Source organism: Sulfitobacter sediminis (assembly GCF_040811725.1).
Taxonomy (GTDB): domain Bacteria; phylum Pseudomonadota; class Alphaproteobacteria; order Rhodobacterales; family Rhodobacteraceae; genus Sulfitobacter; species Sulfitobacter sediminis.
On sequence record NZ_JBFNXX010000004.1, the window covers coordinates 100019 to 121513 of the forward strand.

Below are 21495 nucleotides of genomic sequence, written 5' to 3' on the forward strand. Positions count from 1 at the left end.
CCCCGGGAATTGATATGGCAAGAAAGAGGGGGAAGGTCAGCGCAATCTACCAGCCGACGCGCCATTTGGGTTTGTTGGAGGGGGGTGGAGTGAGTTGGGCAAGGCCGGAGGTTTCCATCAACCGTGCGGCTTCTTCCGCCAGCAGGCGTTCCTCGGCGTCGCCCTTAACTGGGACGCGGCCTGCTTCGAGGAACAGCGGGGCTGCGAGCGGCGTGACGCGTTTGAGGCGCTGATGGTCGATGCGGTCACCGACGCGGGCGATCATCTCTTCGATGCGACCGAAATCGACGAGGCCGCGCAGGGCTTCTTCGCGGGTGATTTGCAGCATCAGGTGATCTGGGTCGTATTTCTGCAGCGTGTCGTAGAGGATATCGCTGGAGAAGGTCGCTTGCCGTCCGGTCTTGCGGGCGGAGGGGGTGTTGCGCTCGATCAGCCCGGCGATGGTGGCGCTGGCGCGGAAGGTGCGTTTCATCACGGCGTTCCCGGCAAGCCATGTCTCGAGCCCGTCGCGCAGGGCGGCGATGTCGAACAGCGGTGCGGGGTCCTTGACCGGATCGAGGCCCCAGATCAGCGTGGCGTAGTCGGTGGCGACGAAGCCCATGGGGCTCAGGCCAAGTTCTTCCATCCGCTTGCTGAGCAGAAGGCCCAATGTCTGCATCCCGTTGCGGCCCGCAAAGCCGTAGACGACGGTTTGGGCGCGGCCATCATGGGGGAAGCTTTCAATGAGCAGGCGACCGGGGTGCGGCAACTGGCTGACCTCGCGCTGGAGGTGGAGCCATTCGGCAGTGTGGGCGGGCAGCTCGGGCCAGCTGTCCTGGGTGAACATGGTCTGGATGCGGCTGGAGAGCTGGGTGGAGGTGGCAAATTTGGTGCCCATGAAGGTGGCGATCTTGGGTTTCGAGGTGGCGTCGCGGCTGACTTCGACCGTCATTTCGCGCAGGCCCTCGTAGCGGACGATCTGGCCGCCGATCAGGAAGGTATCGCCGGGGGTCAGGGAGGCGGCAAAGCCTTCCTCGATCTCGCCCAGGGGTTTGCCGCCGCGATTGCGGCGCAGGCGGACCTTGAGCGTGTCGGTTTCCTGGATCGTGCCGATGTTCATGCGGATGCGCTGGGCCGCGCGCGGGTCGCGCAGTTGCCATTGGCCATCGGGGCGCTGGACCAGTCGCTGCCAGCGGTCGTAGGCGCGCAGGGCGTAGCCGCCCGTGGCGCAGAAATCAAGGCAGTCGTCGAATTCCGCGCGGGGCAGGGTGCTGTAGGCCCCCGCGGAGGTGACCTCGGCATAGAGGCGGTCGGCGTCGAAGGGGCCGGCGGCTGCGGTGATCAGGATGTGCTGGCAGAGCACGTCGCGGGGGCCGGGGCCGCGTGGTTCGCCGTCAAGATCGCCTGCGAGGACCGCGTCGAGGGCGGCGACGCATTCGACGACTTCGAAGCGGTTCGCCGGAACCAGCAGGGCCTTGGACGGCGCGTTGTAGCGGTGGTTGGCGCGGCCGATGCGCTGGACGAGGCGTTTGACGTTCTTGGGCGCCCCGATCTGGATAACGACGTCCACGTCGCCCCAGTCAATCCCGAGGTCGAGCGAACCGGTACAGACGATGGCGCGCAGATCGCCACGCACCATGGCGGCTTCGACCCGTGCCCGCTGTTCGCGGTCGAGGCTGCCGTGGTGAATGCCGATGGGCAGACCGTCGTCATTGGCAAGCCAGAGGTTATGAAAGAAGATCTCGGCCTGCGCGCGGGTGTTGTGGAAGATGAGCGTTGTCTTGTGTTTGCGCACCTCTTCGAGCACCGCCGGGATGGCGTAGGCGGCACCGCCGCCGGACCAGGGCGGGGCTTCCTCGGTTGTCAGCATGCGGATGTCGGGGGCGGGGCCGGGGTCGGCAAGCAGGATGTCGCAGGTATCGGGGTGGCGGGCCATGAGGTGCGCGATGGCCTGCGGGTCCTCGACGGTGGCGGACAGGCCCACGCGTTTGAGATCGGGACAGAGGGTCTGGAGGCGGGCGAGGGCCAGCATCAGTTGATCACCACGTTTGGATTCAGCCAGCGCGTGAATCTCGTCGATCACCACGCGTTTGAGGCCCGCGAACATCTTGGGCGCATCGTCGTAGCTGACCAGAAGAGCGAGGCTTTCGGGGGTGGTCAGGAAGATATGCGGCGGATCGGCGCGCTGGCGCTTGCGGCGGGTGGTGGAGGTGTCTCCCGTGCGCTCGTCGATGGTGACGGGCAGGCCCATCTCTTGCACGGGGGTGGTGAGGTTGCGCTTGATATCGGCGGCGAGAGCCTTGAGGGGCGAGATGTAGAGGGTGTGCATGCCCTTGTGCTGCCCGTCGGCGAGGTCGATCAGTGTTGGCAAGAAGCCCGAGAGCGTCTTGCCGCCCCCGGTGGGTGCGATGAGCAGGAGTGCGGGGGCGTCGGCGCGGTTGAGCATGTCCTGCTGGTGGGGGTGGATCGACCAGCCCTTGGAGGCGAACCAGTTTTTGAACTTTGGGGGCAGGGGACGCATAGGGGGACAGATAGCACCTGGCGGATCGGGGGCCAGCCCTGAAACACGCTGTCGGTTGGGGGCGCTGCCACCAAACCCCCGGGACTTTATCTGGCCAGAAAGAGGAGGGAGAAGCCGGAGCAAATTTGGCGTGTTGTTGCACGAATGATTTGAGACGCATTTTCTCAAATCATTCGTTCTTGACGATCTGGCTCTCTACTCGCTTGACGCACACGAAGCCGGGGCACCAGGCTTCGGCGGGGTGGTGCGCAAGGAGGACTTATGTCCGAGCAGACGTATCGTCTGTTGGTGCTGGACCTGATGGTCGTGACGATCCTCGTCATGATCTGGCTGGCCTGAACCAAAGACGGCGCGGGTACTAGCATTACCCGCGCCGTCACTTGGAGTCTCATGTCCGAGACGTATCGTCTGTTGTGAGAATAACGTTCAATCACTAACAGTTCAGTAAGAACCGCGCGAAGGACGTCACTTCACGATATGCTCGTCCTTGACGAACATGTTCGCCCAGGCCCGGTCGATCAGATCGGGCGACATCTGGTAAGGGATACCCTCGAATTCGCAGATCGAGATCATCTGGTCGATCAGGAAGATCGGCTGGTAGTTGGCATAGGTGTTATCGATCGTCGGGTATTTGACCTTGAGCAAGTGCACCAGCGTCTCTTCGTTCAGCGGCATGCCTCGCTTCTTGGCGACCATGGCGAAGATCTTTAGGAAGTTCTGCTGGTTCGGCCCGTCGATCTTGATCTTGAAGAAGATCCGGCGCAAGGCCGCCTGGTCGAAAATTTCGTTCGGGTGGAAGTTGGTCGAGAAGATCACCAGCGTGTCGAAGGGCACCTCGAATTTTTCGCCCGATTGCAGGGCGAGGATGTCCTTGCCCTCTTCCAGCGGCACGATCCAGCGGTTGATGATCGCCTGCGGCGGTTCCTTCTGGCGGCCAAGGTCGTCGACGATGAAGATGCCGCCGGTGGACTTCAGCTGCAGCGGCGCCTGGTAGGTGCGCGCGGTCGGGTTATAGACAAGATCGAGCATGTCGAGTGACAGTTCGCCACCCGTGATCACCGTGGGTCGCTCGCAGCAAACGTAGCGGGTGTCGTACCGGGTGACGCGGCGCAGCGAGGTCGGGTCCTGTACCTCTTCCTCGGCCTTCGAATGCACGATCGGGTCATAGACCGTGATCACCTGACCGGCATATTCGATGGCGCGGGGCACATATACCTTGTCGTCGAGCGAGTCCCGGATGCCGTTGGAGATCGAGGACTTACCGTTGCCCGGCGGGCCGTACATGAGGATCGAGCGGCCGGCCGAAACGGCGGGGCCGAGATGATCGAGCAAGCTGTCGGGAAGAACAAGGTGGCCCATGGCACTGGTCAGCTGGTCGCGCGTGACCTGAATGTTGCGGATGGACTGCCGCTTGACCTGCTCGCGGTAAACCTCGAGCGGGACCGGCATCGCGCCGAAGTATTCGGACTGGGCAAGAGCATCGAGCGCGCGGGCCTTGCCGTTATCGGTAAGCTGGTAGCCCATCTCGTTGCCGTTGTTCGCATTGAGCGTGCCCGTCGCCTCGACCAGACGCTGGGTGCGGGCCATGTCGATGATCTCTTGGGTCACGGGGATCGGCAGGCAAACGGCTGCAGCCAGTTCGGTTACCATATCGATATTCTTGCGGAACATCGTCTTGATCACGATGTCGCGCATCATCACGACGGACAGCCGCATGTCCTCAAGCCGCTTGGGCGGGGGTGGGGCCATCACGGTGGAATTCTGCATGTTCATCTGGCGGATCCTTGGTCAGACTTGCACATGGATGTACACTAGAAGCTGAATATGGCGTTATTCAGGCGCCATAAAGGGCGCCGAGGATCAGATAGATGGCCAAAGCGGGGCCAAGAGCGAGGCCCATTGGAAACTTCCTGCCACGGTCCCAGCTTTCCCAATGGGGCGCGAGGCGGCGGAGGGGGGTCATCCTGATCCCACGGTGCGCGACGGCTGCCGCCAGAAGGGTCGCCATGAAGAGGGCCATCAAAAGGCGCAGATCACCTAGAGAGACGTAGGGCGTCGCCGCTGCGATAAACTTCGCGTCGCCCGCCCCGAGCGCGCCTGCTGCATTAAGGACGATACCGACGATCAGAACGATCACGAGCGCGCCAAGGCGCCAGAGATATTCCTGAAACGGAAACAGGAACAGACCCAGCACCACGAAAATCAGCGCCAATATCACAACCGCCTGGTTTGTGATCTTCATTTGCGCAAGATCCGTGAAGGCGACGTAGAAACAGATGGGCAGAACGAAGGGTAGGAACCACATCGCGTGGCTGGCTGTGATCGCCATAGGCCTAGCTGTTCTCGAGCGCGCGCAGGCTGCGCACGGCGGCCTCGAAATGCTGCGGATGGGTGTCGATGGCCTCGCGCAAAAGGCTCTTGCCGGTTTCCACGTCGCCCTGCTTGATCGCCGAGAGTGCCATGGTGTGCAACAGCTGCGCGCGTTCCGTCTGGTTCATTGGCACAACCGGGAGGGTGTAGTCACGCTGTGCGGACCGGGCAAGGACAAGGTTGTTCTTGGCGGTGAAGAGGTCCGGGTCCTGACGGACCGAGTCAGAGAAGAGCCGTTCGGCGGCGGCGTAATCGCCGCGTGTCAGCTTGGAATAACCCCAGTTGTTCATCACAGAGGCCGGTGTCGTTGTCAGACCTACGGCGATTTCGTAGAAACTGTCAGCCTTCTTCCATTCCTTGTTGCTGTCCGCGACCAGCGCCTCCAGGCGGTAGCGCTTGAAGGTTTCGTGGGTCGGCGGCACGGAATCCAGAACCTTTTCCGCGCTTGCCCAATCACCCGAGCGGATCAGAGCGTCCGCATATTCGACCGAGTCGTCCGAAGTCGCCTCGGGCATCTCGGTGACCTTCTTCCAGGCAACCGCCGCCTCGGTCACGCGCTTGGCGCGGATGAGTGATGACGCAAGACCGCGCTGGCTATCGATCCGGCTGGGGTCTTCCTTGGTCGCGCGCTCGAAGTAGCTGACCGCCTCGTTCGGGTCGGCCACCGTCAGCATCACGTCTGAAAGATTGGTTTCATCCACGACATTGACGTCCTTGAAGGCCCGTTCAACGGTGGCGTTCGCATCTTTTTCGGCGCAGCCTGCAACTACGCTTGCCCCTGCCAAGCAGGCGGCGAGAAGGATAGGGTGGCGCATTTCTTGCGTCCTTTTTACTGCTCTGCCTCGGCCTTTGCGGCCCCGACGGTCACGGTGTCGCGCGAATGAGATAGTCTCCGCTTCCGCGTCGCACCAGTTTGTAGCTTTCGTCGTCGATTTCCAACGTATCAGAATTTTCCGATTTTGCGAGTGCTAACCGCAGATTGTCCCGGATTGCGTCACTTTCGCCATTGTCGAGCGCGTAGGCCCGTTTGAATATCTGCACGGCCTCTGCAGTTTCGCCCCGCTCCATCAGGACCACGCCCAGGTTGTTCCAGGTCTCCGGGTGCTCGCCCTCTTCCTTGACCGCCCGCCGCAGAAGCATTTCAGCTTGTCCAAGACGCCCCAAACCAAGATTGGCACTGCCGAGACCGGACAGGATTTCGCCGTTCATGCCCTGGGCAAGGGCCGCGCGATTGAAGGATTTGATCGCCAGTTCGTATTGACCTGCGGCCATCAGCCTGTGACCCACTTCGATCCCGTCTTCGGCGTCTTCCGCAAGATCGACACCGGGTGCAAAGACAGGGTCCTTGGATGCGGAAAAGCCGCCCGGAGAACAGGCGGCCAATCCGATCAATGCTGCGGAGACAAGCGCAAAGTGGCGTCTGTCTCCTGTCTTTCGCGTCATTGCGGTCCTGACATGTTGCCCAGTTGCGTGATGCCGTGCACCGAAGGGCCGACCAGGATGATCAGCAGCGGCGGCACCGTCAGCATCATAGTGGCGAGTGTCATCTTCGTTGGCAACTTGTTTGCGGCTTCTTCCGCGCGCATCACGCGCTTGTCACGCATTTCACCCGCGTAGACCCGCAGCGCGTCGGCGATCGAGGTACCGAAGGCTGCAGACTGAACGAGCACGGTCACGAAGGACGACACGTCCTGCACGCCGCAGCGTTCGCCCATGTCGTTCAAGACCTGCGTCTTGTCCTTGCCGGCCTTCATCTCGTAGGCGACGACCTCGAATTCCTCGGCCAGCGCCTGGTAGGAGGCGCGCAACTCGCGCGCGACGCGGACGATACACTGGTCAAGGGACTGACCCGCTTCGACGCAGACCAGCATCATGTCGAGCGCATCCGGAAAACCACGCGTGATCTCTTCCTTGCGGGCCTCGACGCGGCGGGTGATCCAGTAGTTCGGAAGGTAGTATCCGATCCCGCCCGGACCAACGGTATAGAGCATGGTCTTCTGAGTGCTCAGCCCTTCGCCACCACCGAGGAAGTTGATGTAGATCACCCCGCCAAGCAGCCCGAGCACGCCAAGCGCCATCTGTGCGAAGTAATACATGCGTACCGCATCGCGACCCTGGTAGCCTGCCTGACGCAGCATGAGTTGCTTGGCAGAAAGCTCGTTAACATCCTCGGGTTCCAGAAACTTAGCGAATTTCTGAAGCTGTTTGTTCTCGTCGGCCTGGCGCAATTGTGCCTTGGTCTGACCCTTCGCACCCGTCTTGGTCGAGCGCTTCAGCTTGTCAAGCGGGTCCTCCGGCTGGCGCATCATCATCAGCACGGTCAGCAGCACAAGGCTTACGCCCAGCACGCCCACGATGATGATCAGCCCCATCGGGCCAAGCAGTTCGGTGATCTTGTCGTTGATCGCGTTGAAAAGTCCCATGATCCTGCCCCTACACCTTGATGTCCGTCAGAACGCGCATCACGAAGAGGTTCAGCGCAAGCATGATCCCCACGAAGAAACAGGCTGGGATGAACATGGCGTGATCCTTCACGTCGTCGTAGTAATGCGGGTCGGAGACGTTGATCACGATCAGCGCGACGATGGGGAAGGCGGACAGGAATTTGCCGGACCACTTGGCTTCCGCCGTAATCGCCTTGACGCGCCGGAAGAGGCGGAAACGCGCGCGGATCACCTTTGCCAGACCGGCCAGGATTTCGGCAAGGTTACCGCCCGATTGCTGCTGGATTGTCACCGCCACGGCGAGGAAGCGCAAATCCTGCATGTCGAGCCGCTCGGCCATGTCCTTGAGCGCCTCGCCTACGTCACGGCCGTAGGCGCTTTCATCCGCGATGACCCCGAATTCCGATGCCAGCGGGTCCTGGATTTCCTTCGATACAATCGAGATCGCGTTCGAGAACGGATGGCCAACGCGCAAGGAACGCACCATGAGTTCCACGGCATCGGGCAGCTGCTCCTCGATCATGCTCATGCGCTTGTTCGCCTTGGATGAGACCCAGAAGTAAACCGCACCGATCCCGATACCGACCGACATCAGCGCGCGCACGGCGACCTCGGTCTCGGTCCCGATGGTCAGGCCCATGAAGGCGATCACCGCAAGGCCGCCCATGATCATGATCAGCTGTTTGGGGGTAAAGGCGATCGCTGCCTTCTGCGCCTTCTCCGACAAAAGCGAATAGAGCGGGATGGTCTTGGCATCCATGTGCTGGCGCATTTCTTTGCGCAACTGCTCCAGCACCACTTCGCGGCGGTTGCCCTTTTCCAGCATCTCAAGGCGGCGGTTCACGCGGCTGTTGAGGCTGATGGATTTGCCGAAGGCCACCAGATAGATGCCCTCGACCAGCACCAGCACGCCGACGAAGATCAGGCCGTAGATGATTGGTTCTGCGCTCATGGTTTTTGTCCTTTTTGCGCCTTCTGGCGCACCCAGTATTATTGCGCCGCGACGGGCTCGTAGATGGAGGAGGGCAGGTCGTACCCCCACAGGCGGAAGCGCTCGGCATAATGGCTCCGGACGCCGGTCGCGGTGAAATGGCCGATGATCTTGTTGTCAGGCGTCAGGCCCACGCGCTGGTAGCGGAAGATCTCCTGCATGGAGATGACGTCACCTTCCATGCCCGTGATCTCGGTGATCGACGTCATGCGGCGCGAGCCGTCTTGCAGTCGGCTGGCCTGCACGATCAGGTTCACAGCCGAAGAAATCTGCGAGCGCACCGCCTTGATCGGCATCTCGATGCCGGCCATGGCGATCATGTTCTCCAGACGGGAAACACCGTCTCGGGCGGAGTTCGCGTGGATCGTCGTCATCGATCCGTCGTGGCCGGTGTTCATGGCTTGGAGCATGTCGATCACTTCCTCGCCGCGTGTCTCGCCGACGATGATGCGGTCGGGGCGCATCCGCAGCGCGTTCTTGAGACAGTCGCGCGGGGAAACCTCGCCCTTGCCTTCCACGTTCGGCGGGCGGCTTTCCATCCGGCCCACGTGGGTCTGCTGAAGCTGAAGTTCCGCCGTATCCTCGATGGTGAGGATGCGTTCGGAGTTGTCGATGAAGGAGGACAGCGCGTTGAGCGTCGTCGTCTTACCGGACCCCGTACCGCCGGAGACGATGACATTGAGGCGGGTAGCCACGGCGGCCTGCAGATAGGCGGCCATCTCTTCGGTAAAGGCACCAAAGCTGACCAGATCGTCGATACCGAGCTTGTCCTTCTTGAACTTACGAATCGAGACAAGCGAGCCGTCCACCGCAATCGGTGGCACCATCGCGTTGAAACGCGAACCGTCCTGCAGGCGGGCGTCCACGTAGGGGTTGGATTCGTCGACGCGGCGGCCCACCGCGGAAACGATCTTGTCAATGATGCGCAGAAGGTGGCGTTCATCTTTGAACGTGATGTCGGTCAGCTCAAGCTTACCTGCGCGTTCCACGAAAATCTGCTGCGGGCCGTTTACGAGGATATCGTTGACCGTGTCGTCCTTCAGCAGCGTCTCGAGCGGACCAAGGCCCGTCACCTCGTCATAGAGTTCCGAGTTGAGCTGCATCCGGTCCTCGCGGTTGAGAACGATGCTCTTCTCGGCGAGGATCTCGGAGGAGATCGCGTTGATCTCCTGGCGCAGGTCCTGTTCTGTCGCGTGTTCCAGAGCGGAAAGGTTGAGGTTGTCGAGAAGCGCCCTGTGCAGTTCCAGCTTGATCTCGGACATCCGCTGCTTGCGTTTGACTTCCTTGTCCACTGCCACCGGTGCCGCCGCTTTCGGTGCCTGACGACGCATGGCAGCCGGGGCAGGCGCCGCCGGCTTTTTTTCTTCCAGAGAGGTGACGTTGTCGATGATCTCGACGGGCTCCTTCGTAGGAGCTTTTGCGCTGGGCTTTTTGTACTTTGAAAACATCGTCTATCTTTCCACTGTAAAGATCAGGCCGCTTCGGCCTGATCGCCCTTGAGGTCATGAATGCTTGCCGCGAGCTTCATCAGCTCTTTTCGCAACGGACTTTTCGGGGCCGAACTGGCCAGGGGCATGCCGTGGTCATTGGCCTGGGTGATCGGCTTACCCCCATCGGGAAGCTGCACGTCGATCGAGATGCTGAGCGATTCCGCCATGCGCTTGACGCGGCCCTTGGCGTTCAGGTCGGTGAACTTCGGCGCCCGGTTCAGGATGTAGCGCAGCTTTTCGACCGGCAGTTCCTCGGCTTGCAAGGCGCGCTTGAACCGCAGCGCGTTCTGGGCACAGCGCATGTCAAGCTCAAGCAGGGCGAAATAGATATGCGCGTGATTGAGAACCGCCTCGGACCATTGGACAAGGGTCGAGGGCATGTCGACGACAACATAGTCGAATTGGTTGCGCGCCATGTCGAGAATACGGGTGATGTCTTCTGACGTGACAAGATCCAGCGGGAGCATCTCGCTTGGCGCGGTCAGCACCTGCATGCGTTCCTCGTAGGTCAGTAGCGACTGGCCAAAGATTTCCTCGTCCATGTTCTCCGTGTCTGACAGCAGCTCATAGACCACTTCACGCCGGGGCAGGTCCAGGAACGTCGCGACAGAGCCGAATTGCAGATCGAGGTCGAGCAGGCAGACCGAAGGCGGTTCCTTCTTGTCGACATTGGCCAGCTCCCAGGCAAGGTTCACCGCCATCGTGGTAGACCCAACACCACCCGCGAGCCCATGCACCACAATCATCGCGCCATTCTTCTGCGCGCCCGCCTTGAGGCGCGGGCGGTTCTCGGTCTCGACGTCGACCCGCTCTTCCTGCGCCCGGACACGGTTGATGGCCTGCGCCAGTTCGCCCTCCGGCAGCGGGTAGGGGACAAATTCATCCGCCCCTTTCCGCAGCAGCGAATGCAGCGCTGCAGGGGTGACGTCTTCGGCGATCAGGATCACTTTGATGCCGCGTGATTTGGCCTGCGCGATGATCTCGGACATCAGGACGAGGTTCTCCTCGTCGGTCTCGTCCAGCGCAAGCGCGATGAATTCCATTGTTTCGGCTTCGGGCTGACCGAAAAAAGCCAGCGCCTCGGCGAATCCGAGGTCGCCCCAGCTTTCGCCAAGGGCGTCTTCCATGTCTTCAATCAGAAGATCAAAGTTTTGCACGTCACGACTGACCGTGCAGGCCACGATCGGCGCTGCTTCGGGTTGTGGCATAACACTACTCATAGCCTTCATTCCTTCGCTCACAAGGGCTGGCGAAATCGCATCCCGCATCTGTCGTCCGGTTTTCGCGTTTCGCGGTACCCATGCCTGGCAAATTGCCTGGACACACTGGTCCTTGGAGCCAGCTATCGCAGGCAACTTGGGCGAGATTGGGGCCAAAAGGTTTCGATTGTTGGATATCTTGAAACGATAGGCGGATCGCCGCAGGATTGACCGTCGATCCCGGGAACAAGAAAAATCCCGCCGAATCCTGTGATAATTCGACGGGATTTTTATTGTTTTTCAGTCTTTTAGTTGGTGTTCTCGCCCAGTGTCGTTTCGTTCAGCTGGGTGGGTGCCTGCGCGCTTGTCACGTAGTCCCGGTAGATGATCTGGGCGTATTTTCCATCGAGAACGGTGGGGTGGCGTTTCACGAATCCGCTCACTTCCGTAACGGTCCTGCGGTTGCGGCGTTCGCGTCCCTGCGTCACCACCAGAGGTTGAGTTTCGCCGAAGGATACCACCGCCTCAAGGCGCGATCGGCTGATGCCCTGGCTGGTCAGGAAACGTACGACCGCGTCGGCACGGCGCTTGCCGAGCGCCCGGTTGTATGCATTCGACCCGACCGCGTCCGTGTGTCCATAGACCCGGAAGCGGACCTCGGGAAACTGTCTGATCCAATCGGCCTGCTGACGCAGGATGGCCTGCGCGGTGCCGTCAAGCTGCGAGGAGTTGAAGTCAAAGGTCACCATGGACTGCACTTCGGCGGCAAAACGGTTTGCCAGATCGAGCGTATACTGCCGTTCCCCGGTCATCACGAGGCGATTGTTGAGGTTGGCGTTGCCGAAATACCCGGTATCCGCCAGCGCACCCGCTTCGCGATAGAACTGTGTATAGACCGGGTCCGAGCTTGGTGCACAGCCCAGTAAGGTCGTCAGCCCCGCCACGATGCCGGCGTATGTGAGTTTTCTGCGCATGGGGGACCTCATCCGATCAGTCCAGTACATATCCGTAAGAGCCGCTGAAGTCCTGCTTGGCGACTTCTCCTGCCGCACCTTTCTTGGGGGGGCGCGTTCCCTCAGCCGTCCGGCCGTAGAGGAAAAGATCCTTTTCCGTCGGGGGCTTAATGCGATCCGTCGGCAGGGCAAGCGCCTCGCCCTGTGTCGGTGTGACCAGATGTGCGGTCACGATGATCACCAGTTCGGTTTGGCTGCGCTGATAATCCGCGGACCGGAACAAAGCTCCCAGCACCGGTACATCCCCGATCCAGGGCAACTGGCTGGAGTTATCGGTGAAATCGTCGGTCAGAAGCCCCGCGATGGCAAAGCTCTCGCCGTCGCGCATCTCCACGGTCGAGGAGGTCTCGCGCCGGGTAAAGGCGGAAATCTCGATCCCGTTACCCAGGATCACGCTGTTTGTGGGGTCGATGGCCGAGACGGACGCCTTCAGCTCGAGGTTGATGACATCCTTGTCCACCACGCGGGGGATAAAGGTCAGCTCGACGCCGAAGGGCTTGAATTCAATGGAAATTCTGTTGTCGGTCTGGGCAACCGGAACCGGGTATTCGCCGCCAGCGAGGAAGCGCGCTTCCTGCCCGGAGAGTGCGACAAGGTTCGGCTCGGCCAGAAAACGGACGACACCTTTCTGTTCGAGGGCTTCCAGCAGGAGACCGACCTGAACCGAACCCGCATTGAAGCCGAAAAGAACCGCGCCTGCGTTCTGGTTGATCGCGGGGACGGTGCCGTTGATGGAATTCGCCACGCCGCCAGCGGTGGCGGTGGTCCCGGTGCCGCCATTGATGCCGGTGCTGTCGATCGCGCCGTTCAATGCCAGCGAAGAACTGAGCGATTTCGACACGCTGCGCTGCATTTCGGCGAAACGGACCTTCATCATCACCTGCTGGACGCCACCGACGCTCATCAGATTCGACACACGCTCGGGCGCATAACGCTCGGCAAGGTCAAGGGCGCGCTGCAGGCGCTGGCTTGACGATACAATACCCGACAGCACGATACCGTCATTTGCGGTGCGCACCTCGATCTGTTCGCCCGGCAGAATCTGCCTCAGCCGTTCCTTGAACTCGGTCACGTCGGCCGCCACGCGCACATCCACGTTGGTGATCAGCTGGCCGCTGGCATCCAGCAGCGTCAGCGTGGTCAGGCCGGGCGATTTGCCCAGCACGTAGATTGTGCGGTCGGAGAGGGAGGAAATGTCGGCAATCCCGGGGTTCGCGATGCTGAGCTCGGCGAAGGGAATATCGCTTTCAACGACCACGGCACGGTTCATGGGAACGTTCAGCGGCGCGTTCGTGCCGCGTTTTACGACCCTGAGCGTGTCCGCCTGGGCAAAGTTCGGTGTGAACGTCGCCAGGGGCATGGCAGTCAGGGACAGCCCGACAAGGGCTGCTTTGAGGAGTCTGTCGATTTTCATGTGACCTGCCTTTTTGATCACGCCTCAGAGATGGGTCTTGTCGCCCGTCATTTGGATCACTCTGCGTCAGTTTGGATTTTATTGCAAGAATCAAGGTGTTCCTTGCAACTGCTTATGTGGGCAAAGGGCAACATGCCCCGAAACGCAAACAGCGCCGCGAAGGGGCGGCGCTGGTGCAAGCACTTGGTTTCACCGGATAAACCGGATCAGTTGGTGCAGGGGATCGGCAGCTCGACCACCTCTGCGCCACGGCGCGTCCGGATCGTGCAAACCTTTTCCTTCGGTGCTTCCGAGATGACGGCCTCGGTTGCGAGACCCAAAAGCGACCGCTGATCGACTTCGATCGCGGTAGCGATCGTGTCGTCTTCGGCACCGACCAGAGCAAGCGACAGCTTGCCGGTCGACTGTGCCTGCGCAAGCCCGGCAACCTGCTGCGGGCTCACCGAAACTGTAACCGTGCGCGCGATCGTCGCCTCGTCAAGATTGCCGCCCGCGCTTTGGTCCACTGCAATCAGCTTTACGCCGGCCTCGATCAGCTTGGTTACTTCCTCGCCCCCGGCGCCACCGTTACGGCTTACGCGGCCGGTCCAGTAGACATCTACCCGGTCGCCCGGTCGCAGGAAGCCCGAAACGCCGCTCGAGACGTCAACCTTGATGGTAAAGGCACGCTGGCCACGTTCGAGACGGGATGTAAGGCCTGTATCCTCGCCCGGCTCGGTGACTTTGACGGCGAGGATAGCCTCGCCCTTTTCCATAGCGCGCAGAACCACACGCAACTCGTCCGTATTTTCGGGGAAGAGCGCGGTCATTTCCATGAAGGCGCCTTCGGGAATGGCGTTCTCGGGCCAGTCGACCGGACGGACCAGTTCCTCGGTGAGCTTTTGTCCGTATTTCAAGGATTCGGTCGCAACGTAAACCGTTTTGGTCGGCACCACCTTCGCAAGTGCCGCCTGGGCCCTGGCGTTCGCGGCTTGATATTGCGCGATCCGATCCTTGGCCAGATAAACGGCACCACCGGCAAGCGCGATGCCCACCAACAGAACCAGTCCAAATACCATCCGCATGTTCTTACCCCTTGCTACTGTTCGTGCCGGGATTTGTCCCGGAGCCTCTTGTGCACATCAACAATGGCGGTCGATTGTGGCTATTGTTTGCCGCCTCGATGAAAAGGCTAAGGCGCGCGGGTATCCCAGCGCGCGTCAAAAAAAGAACGAAACCGATCCTTCTGGATCGGCCTTCTTACTCGTTATTCTTTTATACATCACCCGGAGTGACATCCGTGAGATAGGTGCCGACGCCGTCCCCAACGTCATCGGTGCTGCCTTGGATGGCGAAGATCACCGTTGCTGCCAATGACACCACGGCAGCCGTCAGAACGACCCAATCGACGGTGACTGCACCGTCTTCGGATCTTAGGAAATGAAGGATGTTTTCCCGCATTGTCTGCCCTCAAGCTATTGGTGGAAACACTTCTTTCGGAGAAGAAAGGGGACCGCGTTCAGTATTCCCGAACGCGACCCCCAAGCGTGTATTCAAGCTTGTGAGCCTAACCTATTAGAGGTTGGGGTCACGGCCGTCCAGGAAGATGCCGGTGTTGGACGTCAGGTTCGACGCGCCGGTCTCGATGGACGTGTAGGCAGCAACGGCCAGGCCCACAACAGCAGCGGTCAGCACGACCCAGTCAACAGTCACGGCACCGTCTTCGTCGCGGCGGAAGTTCTTGATAAAGTTCATCATGGTATGTCCCTCCAAGGATCATCTAGGTTTGGTTTCCAACCCCGTCGTCCTCTGTGGCAGCTGTTTCTCTCAGTTGGCTACCTGTCCGACTTGGTATGACGCTATATAGACGGGGGAATGGGGCATGAATTTGGCGGCAAATGTGACTTTTTCATTTATCGCGCAGATTCTTTGTATTTTCTTGTTAGTGCGCTGATTTAAAATAATAAAAAGCCTATGGTAGTGGTCGATTTCGTCGATTTCTAACTTTTTGGACACCAAATATGGCGAGATCGCCACGTTCTTCGCCATGATTTACTGGTTTGGAAGGTCCCGATATGGGATATTTCCCCTAAATCGAGCCGACAAGCATAACAAAAGCAGGCAGGCATGATCCGGATTCTTCACTTGGCGCTCCTTCTGGGGCTCATTTCAGCGTCCCTGGCGGTGGCTGAAGGGCCGAAGCCGTTCCCGGAGTTCAGCGCAAAACGGATCAAGCCACCAAAAGCAGGCAGCACGAACCGCATCAATATCCAGATCGATCCTGCGGAGAAAGTCAGAGAACCCGCCCCGGTCGCCGTGGCTACTCCTTCTGGGGCAGTGGCGCAATCGGGCGATGGCCAGTTCGGCTGGTTCTGGGACAAGGTATCTCCAGAGGCCGCGCAATCCGGCCCAGGCCGCCTCGATGTGGCAATGACGGCGTTGGCGAGTGCCGGAGGCACGGTCCCATCCCCGCGTTTGCAGCAGATGCAGGATATCGCGCGGGCGAACGGCATCGATATCCTGCGCGCGACGATCGACACGCAAGTGTCCCCGGCCCTGGTGCTGGCGGTGATCACGGTCGAATCGGCGGGGAAAGCAGATGCTATCAGCCGCGCGGGTGCCGAGGGGCTGATGCAGCTCATGCCCGACACGGCCGCCCGTTTCGGCGTATCGGACAGCTTTGCAGCAGCCGAGAACATCAAGGGCGGTGTGAAATACCTCAATTGGTTGATGGAGGAGTTCAACCGCGATCCGATCCTTGTTCTGGCGGGATATAATGCGGGTGAAGGTTCAGTCCGGCAGCATGAGGGCGTACCGCCCTTTCCCGAAACCCGCGACTATGTGCCAAAGGTATTGGCCGCCTTTCAGGTGGCGCGCGGGCTGTGCATGACGCCGCCGGAACTGATCACCGATGGCTGCGTCTTCGCCGCGATGAATTAGGCCGGAGATATCTCGGTTCAGTCAAATTGAGCGCGCAAGCGCGCGTTACACTATTTGTTTGTCGCTTCAGGCCCACCATCCCGGAGGGGCCGGAGCCACCTTCGATTGATCCCTTTCATGGCAGAAGGCCAACCGCTTCCCAAGCAGAATGGCCGTCTCCCGGCAAAGCCGGGTCCCTCGGCAATTCAGCTTGGCAACCGGCTGTCCTTCCGCCCTGACGTGCTCAAGCGAAGGCGGCTCCAGCCCGGAGATGGGGCGGGGACCGTCCCGGCAGGGGGACCTAGACGAGCGTCGCTTCCGTTGCGGCGCGCAGTTCCTCTTCGCTCACGCCATCGGCGCATTCGACGATTCTCAGCCCGCCGTCCACCACGTCCAGCACGCCGAGGTTGGTGATGATCCGGTCGACAACGCCCTTGCCGGTGAGCGGCAGGGTGCATTCCTTGAGCACCTTGCTTTCACCATGCTTGTTGGTGTGATCCATCACCACGATCACGCGACCGACGCCCGCGACGAGGTCCATGGCACCACCCATGCCCTTGACGAGCTTGCCGGGGATCATCCAGTTCGCGAGGTCACCGTTCTCGGCAACCTCCATGGCCCCAAGGATTGCCGCGGCGATCTTGCCGCCCCGGATCATGCCGAAGGACATCGCGCTGTCGAAATAGGACGTGCGCGCCAGCTCCGTGATCGTTTGCTTGCCGGCGTTGATGAGGTCGGGGTCTTCCTCGCCCTCGAAGGGGAAGGGACCCATGCCCAGCATCCCGTTCTCGGATTGCAGTGTGATATCCTTGTCGCCCACGTAGTTCGCCACCAGCGTCGGGATGCCGATGCCGAGGTTCACGTACATGCCGTCTTCAAGCTCTTGCGCGGCGCGTGCCGCCATCTGATTGCGATCCCAGGGCATCAGGCTTCCTCCCTCTTGCGCGTCGTCCGTTGTTCGATCCGTTTTTCGTGTTCGCCCTGAATGATGCGATGCACGTAGATGCCGGGCAGATGGATGTGATCGGGGTCAAGTTCGCCGCGCGGCACGATCTCTTCGACCTCGGCCACACAGATGCGGCCGCACATGGCGGCGGGCGGGTTGAAGTTGCGCGCGGTCTTGCGGAAGATCAGGTTGCCGGTGTCATCGGCCTTCCACGCCTTGACGATCGACAGGTCGGCAAAGAGGCCTTCTTCGAGGATATAGGTCTCGCCGTTGAACTCCTTGTGCTCCTTGCCCTCGGCGATGACCGTGCCAACGCCGGTCTTGGTATAGAAGCCGGGGATGCCGCAGCCGCCGGCGCGCATGCGCTCGGCCAATGTGCCCTGGGGGTTGAATTCAAGCTCAAGCTCTCCGCTCAGGTACTGGCGCATGAATTCGGCATTCTCGCCCACGTAGGAGGAGATCATCTTTTTCACCTGACGCGTCTGCAGCAGGATGCCGATGCCAAAATCGTCGACGCCGGCGTTATTCGAGGCGAAGGTCAGGTTCTTGACACCGCTTTCCTTGATCGCTTCCAGCAGCAATTCCGGAATGCCGCAAAGACCGAAGCCACCGGCGGCGATCAGCATGCCGTCTGAAAGCACACCGTCGAGCGCCTCGGCAGCCGAGCCGTAGATCTTGTTCATGGGCCTTTTCCCCCTCACTGGTCCAGTTGCACTTACGCCCCTAAATGACGCCGCAGCGCGGCACTGTCAAATGGCTTGAAGAGGGGGGCAGATCAGATGATGCGGACCTGCGTGCCGACTGGGGCGAGCTGGTAGAGCGCCTCGATCATGTGGTTGTAAAGGCCGATGCAACCGTCCGAGGACTGCCGTCCGATCTTGCGCGTATCATGCGTGCCATGGATCAGGTATGCGGGCCAGTCGAGGTACATGGCATGGGTGCCCAGCGGGTTGCCGGGACCGGGTGGCATGTATTTCAGGGTTGGGTCGCGCTCAAGCATGCTGGGGGTGGGCGTCCAGTCCGGGCCGACGCGCTTGCGCACGATGCGGGTGTATCCGCGCTTGGTCAGCTCGTCTGTCCTTGGCACCGAGGTTGGATAGACATTGTAGATCGTGCCATCCCCGCTCCAGAAGTGCAGCGCGCGGCTGACCGTGTCGGCGACAATGGCGGCCTTTCCCAGATCGTCGAAATGGTCCTGCCAACGCTGTGTGATGAAGCTGGTCGCATTGCGGCGTACCGGCTCCTGCGTATCGCGAGCGACGGGATTGTCAAGCACCTCGGCTGGCAGGGCGGTCTGGGCACGGGTAATGCCCGGCAAGCAAAGCGCCGCCGCTCCGCTTAGAATGAGGTTTCTTCTGTTGAGTGGTCCCTTGGTCATATCCTGCGCCATCCTGCTCTTTTTTGTTTCGTCAGAGGTGGCAGGGACAAAGGAGAGGGGCAAATCACATTCGGTTTATCGAATGTGATTTGCCCCTTCCACTGCGTTCTTCATCAGCTTGTGGCGCTTTTCTTTGCGGTCTTCTTCTTGGCTGCCGGTTTCTTCTTGGCCGCCGGCTTCTTCTTGCCGGACTTCGCGGCGCGTTCGTCGATCAGGTGCACCGCCTGCGCCATGGTCAGTTCCTCGGGGTCCATCGTATCCGGAATTGTGGCATTGATCTTTTCCCACTTCACGTAAGGACCGTACCGCCCTTTCATCACGTTGACGGGACCACCGGCCTCGGGATGTTCGCCCAGCTCGCGCAGCGGTTTGGCCGGCTGACCGCGGCCACCGCGGCTGGCCTTCTTCTCGGCCAGCAGCTGGACAGCGCGGTTCATGCCGACGGTGAACACCTCTTCGAGGCTTTCGAGGTTGGCATTGGTGCCGCCCCGGTCCGACGTGCTTTCGGCGTGTTTAAGGTATGGCCCATAACGGCCGATATTGGCCCAGACCATCACGCCGTCCTCCGGGTGCGGCCCGATTTCGCGCGGGAGCGACAACAGCTTGAGCGCGCGCTCGATATCCAATTCCTCGGCCGGCCATTCCTTGGGGACCGACTGGCGCGGGGGCTTCTTGTTTTCTTCGGTTACCTCGCCACGCTGGACGTAAGGGCCGAAGCGGCCCTTGAAGACGCGGATTTCATCGCCCTGATCGGTGCCCAGAAGTTTCCCATCGGGTGGAATCGCGCTCGCCTCGGCTTCCGGATCGGGCGGACCGAAGGGACGGGTGTAGCGACATTCGGGATAATTCGAGCAGCCGATGAAGGCACCGCCAGAGCGCGCGGTGCGCATCGACAGGCGGCCAGCTCCGCAATTCGGGCAGAGACGCGGGTCCGTGCCGTCCTCGTTGGGTGGGAAGAGATGCGGCTCCAGCACCTCGTTGATCTTTTCCAGAACGTCGGTGATGCGCAGCTCGGATGTCTCGGCAATCGCGGCGGAGAAATCGCGCCAGAAGCGGCCCAGCACGTCCTTGTAATCGGCATCCGCGGCCGAGACCCTGTCAAGCTGGTCCTCCAGATCGGCGGTAAAGTCATAGCCGATGTACTTGCGGAAGTAGTTTTCAAGGAAGGCCGTCACCAACCGCCCCTTGTCCTCGGGGATCAGGCGCTGGCCCTCGCGGCGGACATAGCCGCGATCCTGAATGGTGGTGACGATGCTTGCATAGGTGGACGGCCGACCGATGCCCAGTTCTTCCATCCGCTTGACCAGCGTCGCCTCGGTGTAGCGGGGTGGGGGCTGGGTGAAATGCTGTTCGGGCGTGACGGCGCGCTTGTCCGTTCTGTCACCTTCGCCGATCTGCGGCAGCCGCTTGTCGTCCTCGTCGACCACGTCGTCGCGGCCTTCCTCATAGACGCGCAGGAAGCCGTCAAAAAGCACCACCTGTCCTGTGGCGCGCAGTCCGACCTGGCCGTCCTTGCTGCCGATTTCGACCGTTGTGCGCTCCAGCTTGGCCGAGGCCATCTGGCACGCGAGCGTGCGCTTCCAAATCAGATCGTAAAGCTTGGCTTGATCCGCTTCGAGCCGGAGCGCCGCGGCGTCCTTGGCCATGTCGGTGGGCCGGATGCATTCATGCGCTTCCTGCGCGTTCTTTGCCTTGTTCTTGTAGATGCGTGGCTCGCCCGGCACGTAGTCCGCCCCGTACCGGTCCTTGATCGCGTCGCGCGCCATGGTCACGGCCTCCGGTGCCATGTCGATGCCGTCGGTCCGCATATACGTAATGTGTCCGGCTTCGTAGAGACGCTGGGCGGCCGACATCGTCTGGCGCGCGCCCATTCCGAACTTGCGGCTCGCCTCCTGCTGCAGCGTCGAAGTCATAAATGGGGCGGACGGGTTGCGCGTGGACGGTTTCGCCTCGACGCTCGTGACCGAAAGATCGCGCGAGGTGATCGCCTGCACCGCCATCTCGGCCTGCGTTCCATCCGCCAGATCGAACTTGTCGAGCTTCTTGCCTGCAAGCGTGACAAGTCGCGCCTCGAATTCCTGTCCGCGGGGGGTGGCGAGAAGCGCCTTGACGGACCAGTATTCGCGGGGGCGGAAGGCCTCGATCTCCATCTCGCGCTCGACGATCAGGCGCAGGGTGACCGATTGCACGCGGCCTGCGGATTTCGCCCCCGGCAGTTTGCGCCAGAGAACGGGCGAGAGGTTGAAACCCACCAGATAATCGAGCGCACGGCGCGCGAGATAGGCTTCGACAAGCGGCATATCCACCTGGCGCGGGTTCTGCATCGCGTCAGTCACCGCCTTCTGGGTGATCTGGTTAAAGACGACGCGGCTGACCGGCGTATCTTTCTTGATCGACTTGCGCTTGGTCAGCGCCTCCTGCAAGTGCCAGGAAATTGCTTCCCCCTCCCGGTCAGGGTCTGTCGCGAGGATGAGCGCATTGTCTTCCTTGAGCGCGTCGGCGATGGCCTTGACGTGTTTCTTGCTGTCTGAGGCCACCTCCCACTTCATCTCGAAATCATGCTCGGGATCGACTGATCCGTCCTTCGGCGGCAGGTCGCGCACGTGTCCGTAGGAGGCCAAAACGGTATAATTGTCGCCAAGATATTTGTTGATCGTTTTGGCCTTGGCCGGGGATTCGACGACAACAACTGGCATGTAATAAAGCACCTTGCGTGAAATTCGGGGGCGTTCTTTGCGGTGTCACATGTGGGATGGCGGGGGGCATTGTCAATGCGGATCGGCACAACAGGGGTGACGAGAACGCGCTTCGGGGTTCATCTATGGGCCGTGCTGACGGGAGTGCCAGCGCCT

The 21495-nt window shown here is 60.9% G+C and carries 20 protein-coding genes; 2 read left to right on the forward strand and 18 right to left on the reverse strand.

The window, feature by feature from the left end; genetic code table 11:
• Positions 1–46 precede the first annotated feature (46 nt).
• The 11 genes from AB2B41_RS06655 to AB2B41_RS06705 all read right to left on the reverse strand — a co-directional run bounded on the left by AB2B41_RS06655 (position 47) and on the right by AB2B41_RS06705 (position 13421).
• A complete protein-coding gene (locus tag AB2B41_RS06655) occupies positions 47–2500 on the reverse strand; it encodes a ligase-associated DNA damage response DEXH box helicase (RefSeq protein WP_367876981.1) in 2454 nt (817 codons plus the stop codon).
• 465 nt (positions 2501–2965) lie between these two features.
• Positions 2966–4273 carry a P-loop NTPase family protein gene (locus tag AB2B41_RS06660; RefSeq protein WP_367876982.1) on the reverse strand — a complete coding sequence of 436 codons (1308 nt, stop codon included), beginning with the start codon at positions 4271–4273 and terminating at the stop codon, positions 2966–2968.
• A 61-nt stretch (positions 4274–4334) separates the two neighbouring features.
• Positions 4335–4829 (reverse strand): prepilin peptidase, encoded by a 495-nt coding sequence (locus tag AB2B41_RS06665; RefSeq protein ID WP_367876983.1) that lies wholly within the window; start codon positions 4827–4829, stop codon positions 4335–4337.
• Positions 4830–4833: 4 nt separating this feature from the next.
• Positions 4834–5685, reverse strand: a complete 852-nt coding sequence (locus AB2B41_RS06670; RefSeq protein WP_367876984.1) for a tetratricopeptide repeat protein — start codon at positions 5683–5685, stop codon at positions 4834–4836.
• Between the two features lie 49 nt (positions 5686–5734).
• Positions 5735–6313: a tetratricopeptide repeat protein gene (locus AB2B41_RS06675; protein ID WP_367876985.1), complete on the reverse strand. Its 579-nt coding sequence runs from the start codon at positions 6311–6313 to the stop codon at positions 5735–5737.
• Complete coding sequence (locus AB2B41_RS06680; RefSeq protein WP_367876986.1) at positions 6310–7293, reverse strand: type II secretion system F family protein; 984 nt, start codon at positions 7291–7293, stop codon at positions 6310–6312. Before AB2B41_RS06680 ends, AB2B41_RS06675 begins: the two co-directional genes overlap by 4 nt.
• A gap of 10 nt (positions 7294–7303) precedes the next feature.
• The gene (locus tag AB2B41_RS06685) at positions 7304–8266 is read right to left on the reverse strand and encodes a type II secretion system F family protein (protein ID WP_367876987.1); all 963 of its coding nucleotides are present in this window, start codon (positions 8264–8266) and stop codon (positions 7304–7306) included.
• Positions 8267–8304: 38 nt separating this feature from the next.
• Complete coding sequence (locus AB2B41_RS06690; RefSeq protein ID WP_367876988.1) at positions 8305–9753, reverse strand: TadA family conjugal transfer-associated ATPase; 1449 nt, start codon at positions 9751–9753, stop codon at positions 8305–8307.
• Positions 9754–9776: 23 nt separating this feature from the next.
• Positions 9777–11015 (reverse strand): CpaE/TadZ family protein, encoded by a 1239-nt coding sequence (locus AB2B41_RS06695; RefSeq protein ID WP_367876989.1) that lies wholly within the window; start codon positions 11013–11015, stop codon positions 9777–9779.
• Between the two features lie 287 nt (positions 11016–11302).
• Positions 11303–11998, reverse strand: coding sequence for an OmpA family protein (locus AB2B41_RS06700; protein WP_420014281.1), 696 nt, complete (start codon positions 11996–11998; stop codon positions 11303–11305).
• Positions 11985–13421 (reverse strand): type II and III secretion system protein family protein, encoded by a 1437-nt coding sequence (locus AB2B41_RS06705; RefSeq protein ID WP_367876991.1) that lies wholly within the window; start codon positions 13419–13421, stop codon positions 11985–11987. The genes AB2B41_RS06700 and AB2B41_RS06705 overlap by 14 nt, the downstream gene beginning before the upstream one ends.
• Before the next feature lie 71 nt (positions 13422–13492).
• Here AB2B41_RS06705 and AB2B41_RS06710 point away from each other — a divergent pair, with 71 nt between their 5' ends.
• A complete protein-coding gene (locus tag AB2B41_RS06710) occupies positions 13493–13621 on the forward strand; it encodes a hypothetical protein (protein WP_367876992.1) in 129 nt (42 codons plus the stop codon).
• A 6-nt stretch (positions 13622–13627) separates the two neighbouring features.
• Here the strand turns inward: AB2B41_RS06710 and cpaB are convergent, their stop codons facing one another.
• From cpaB to AB2B41_RS06725, 3 genes are all read right to left on the reverse strand, one after another.
• Positions 13628–14485 (reverse strand): Flp pilus assembly protein CpaB, encoded by an 858-nt coding sequence (gene cpaB / locus AB2B41_RS06715; RefSeq protein WP_367876993.1) that lies wholly within the window; start codon positions 14483–14485, stop codon positions 13628–13630.
• A gap of 190 nt (positions 14486–14675) precedes the next feature.
• On the reverse strand, positions 14676–14861 hold the full coding sequence (locus tag AB2B41_RS06720) for a Flp family type IVb pilin (RefSeq protein ID WP_367876994.1): 186 nt from the start codon (positions 14859–14861) through the stop codon (positions 14676–14678).
• A gap of 114 nt (positions 14862–14975) precedes the next feature.
• Entirely contained in the window at positions 14976–15158 is a 183-nt protein-coding gene (locus tag AB2B41_RS06725) for a Flp family type IVb pilin (protein ID WP_367876995.1), read from the reverse strand.
• A gap of 369 nt (positions 15159–15527) precedes the next feature.
• Between AB2B41_RS06725 and AB2B41_RS06730 the strand changes: the two genes are divergently transcribed.
• The gene (locus tag AB2B41_RS06730) at positions 15528–16340 is read left to right on the forward strand and encodes a lytic transglycosylase domain-containing protein (protein ID WP_367876996.1); all 813 of its coding nucleotides are present in this window, start codon (positions 15528–15530) and stop codon (positions 16338–16340) included.
• Positions 16341–16620: 280 nt separating this feature from the next.
• Here AB2B41_RS06730 and AB2B41_RS06735 read toward each other — a convergent pair whose 3' ends face one another.
• The 4 genes from AB2B41_RS06735 to topA form a co-directional block, all read right to left on the reverse strand.
• The gene (locus AB2B41_RS06735) at positions 16621–17244 is read right to left on the reverse strand and encodes a CoA transferase subunit B (protein WP_367876997.1); all 624 of its coding nucleotides are present in this window, start codon (positions 17242–17244) and stop codon (positions 16621–16623) included.
• Complete coding sequence (locus AB2B41_RS06740; RefSeq protein ID WP_367876998.1) at positions 17244–17948, reverse strand: CoA transferase subunit A; 705 nt, start codon at positions 17946–17948, stop codon at positions 17244–17246. Before AB2B41_RS06740 ends, AB2B41_RS06735 begins: the two co-directional genes overlap by 1 nt.
• A 92-nt stretch (positions 17949–18040) precedes the next feature.
• Positions 18041–18643 carry a L,D-transpeptidase gene (locus AB2B41_RS06745; protein WP_367876999.1) on the reverse strand — a complete coding sequence of 201 codons (603 nt, stop codon included), beginning with the start codon at positions 18641–18643 and terminating at the stop codon, positions 18041–18043.
• Between the two features lie 113 nt (positions 18644–18756).
• The gene (gene topA / locus AB2B41_RS06750) at positions 18757–21339 is read right to left on the reverse strand and encodes a type I DNA topoisomerase (protein ID WP_367877000.1); all 2583 of its coding nucleotides are present in this window, start codon (positions 21337–21339) and stop codon (positions 18757–18759) included.
• Between the last annotated feature and the right edge of the window lie 156 nt (positions 21340–21495).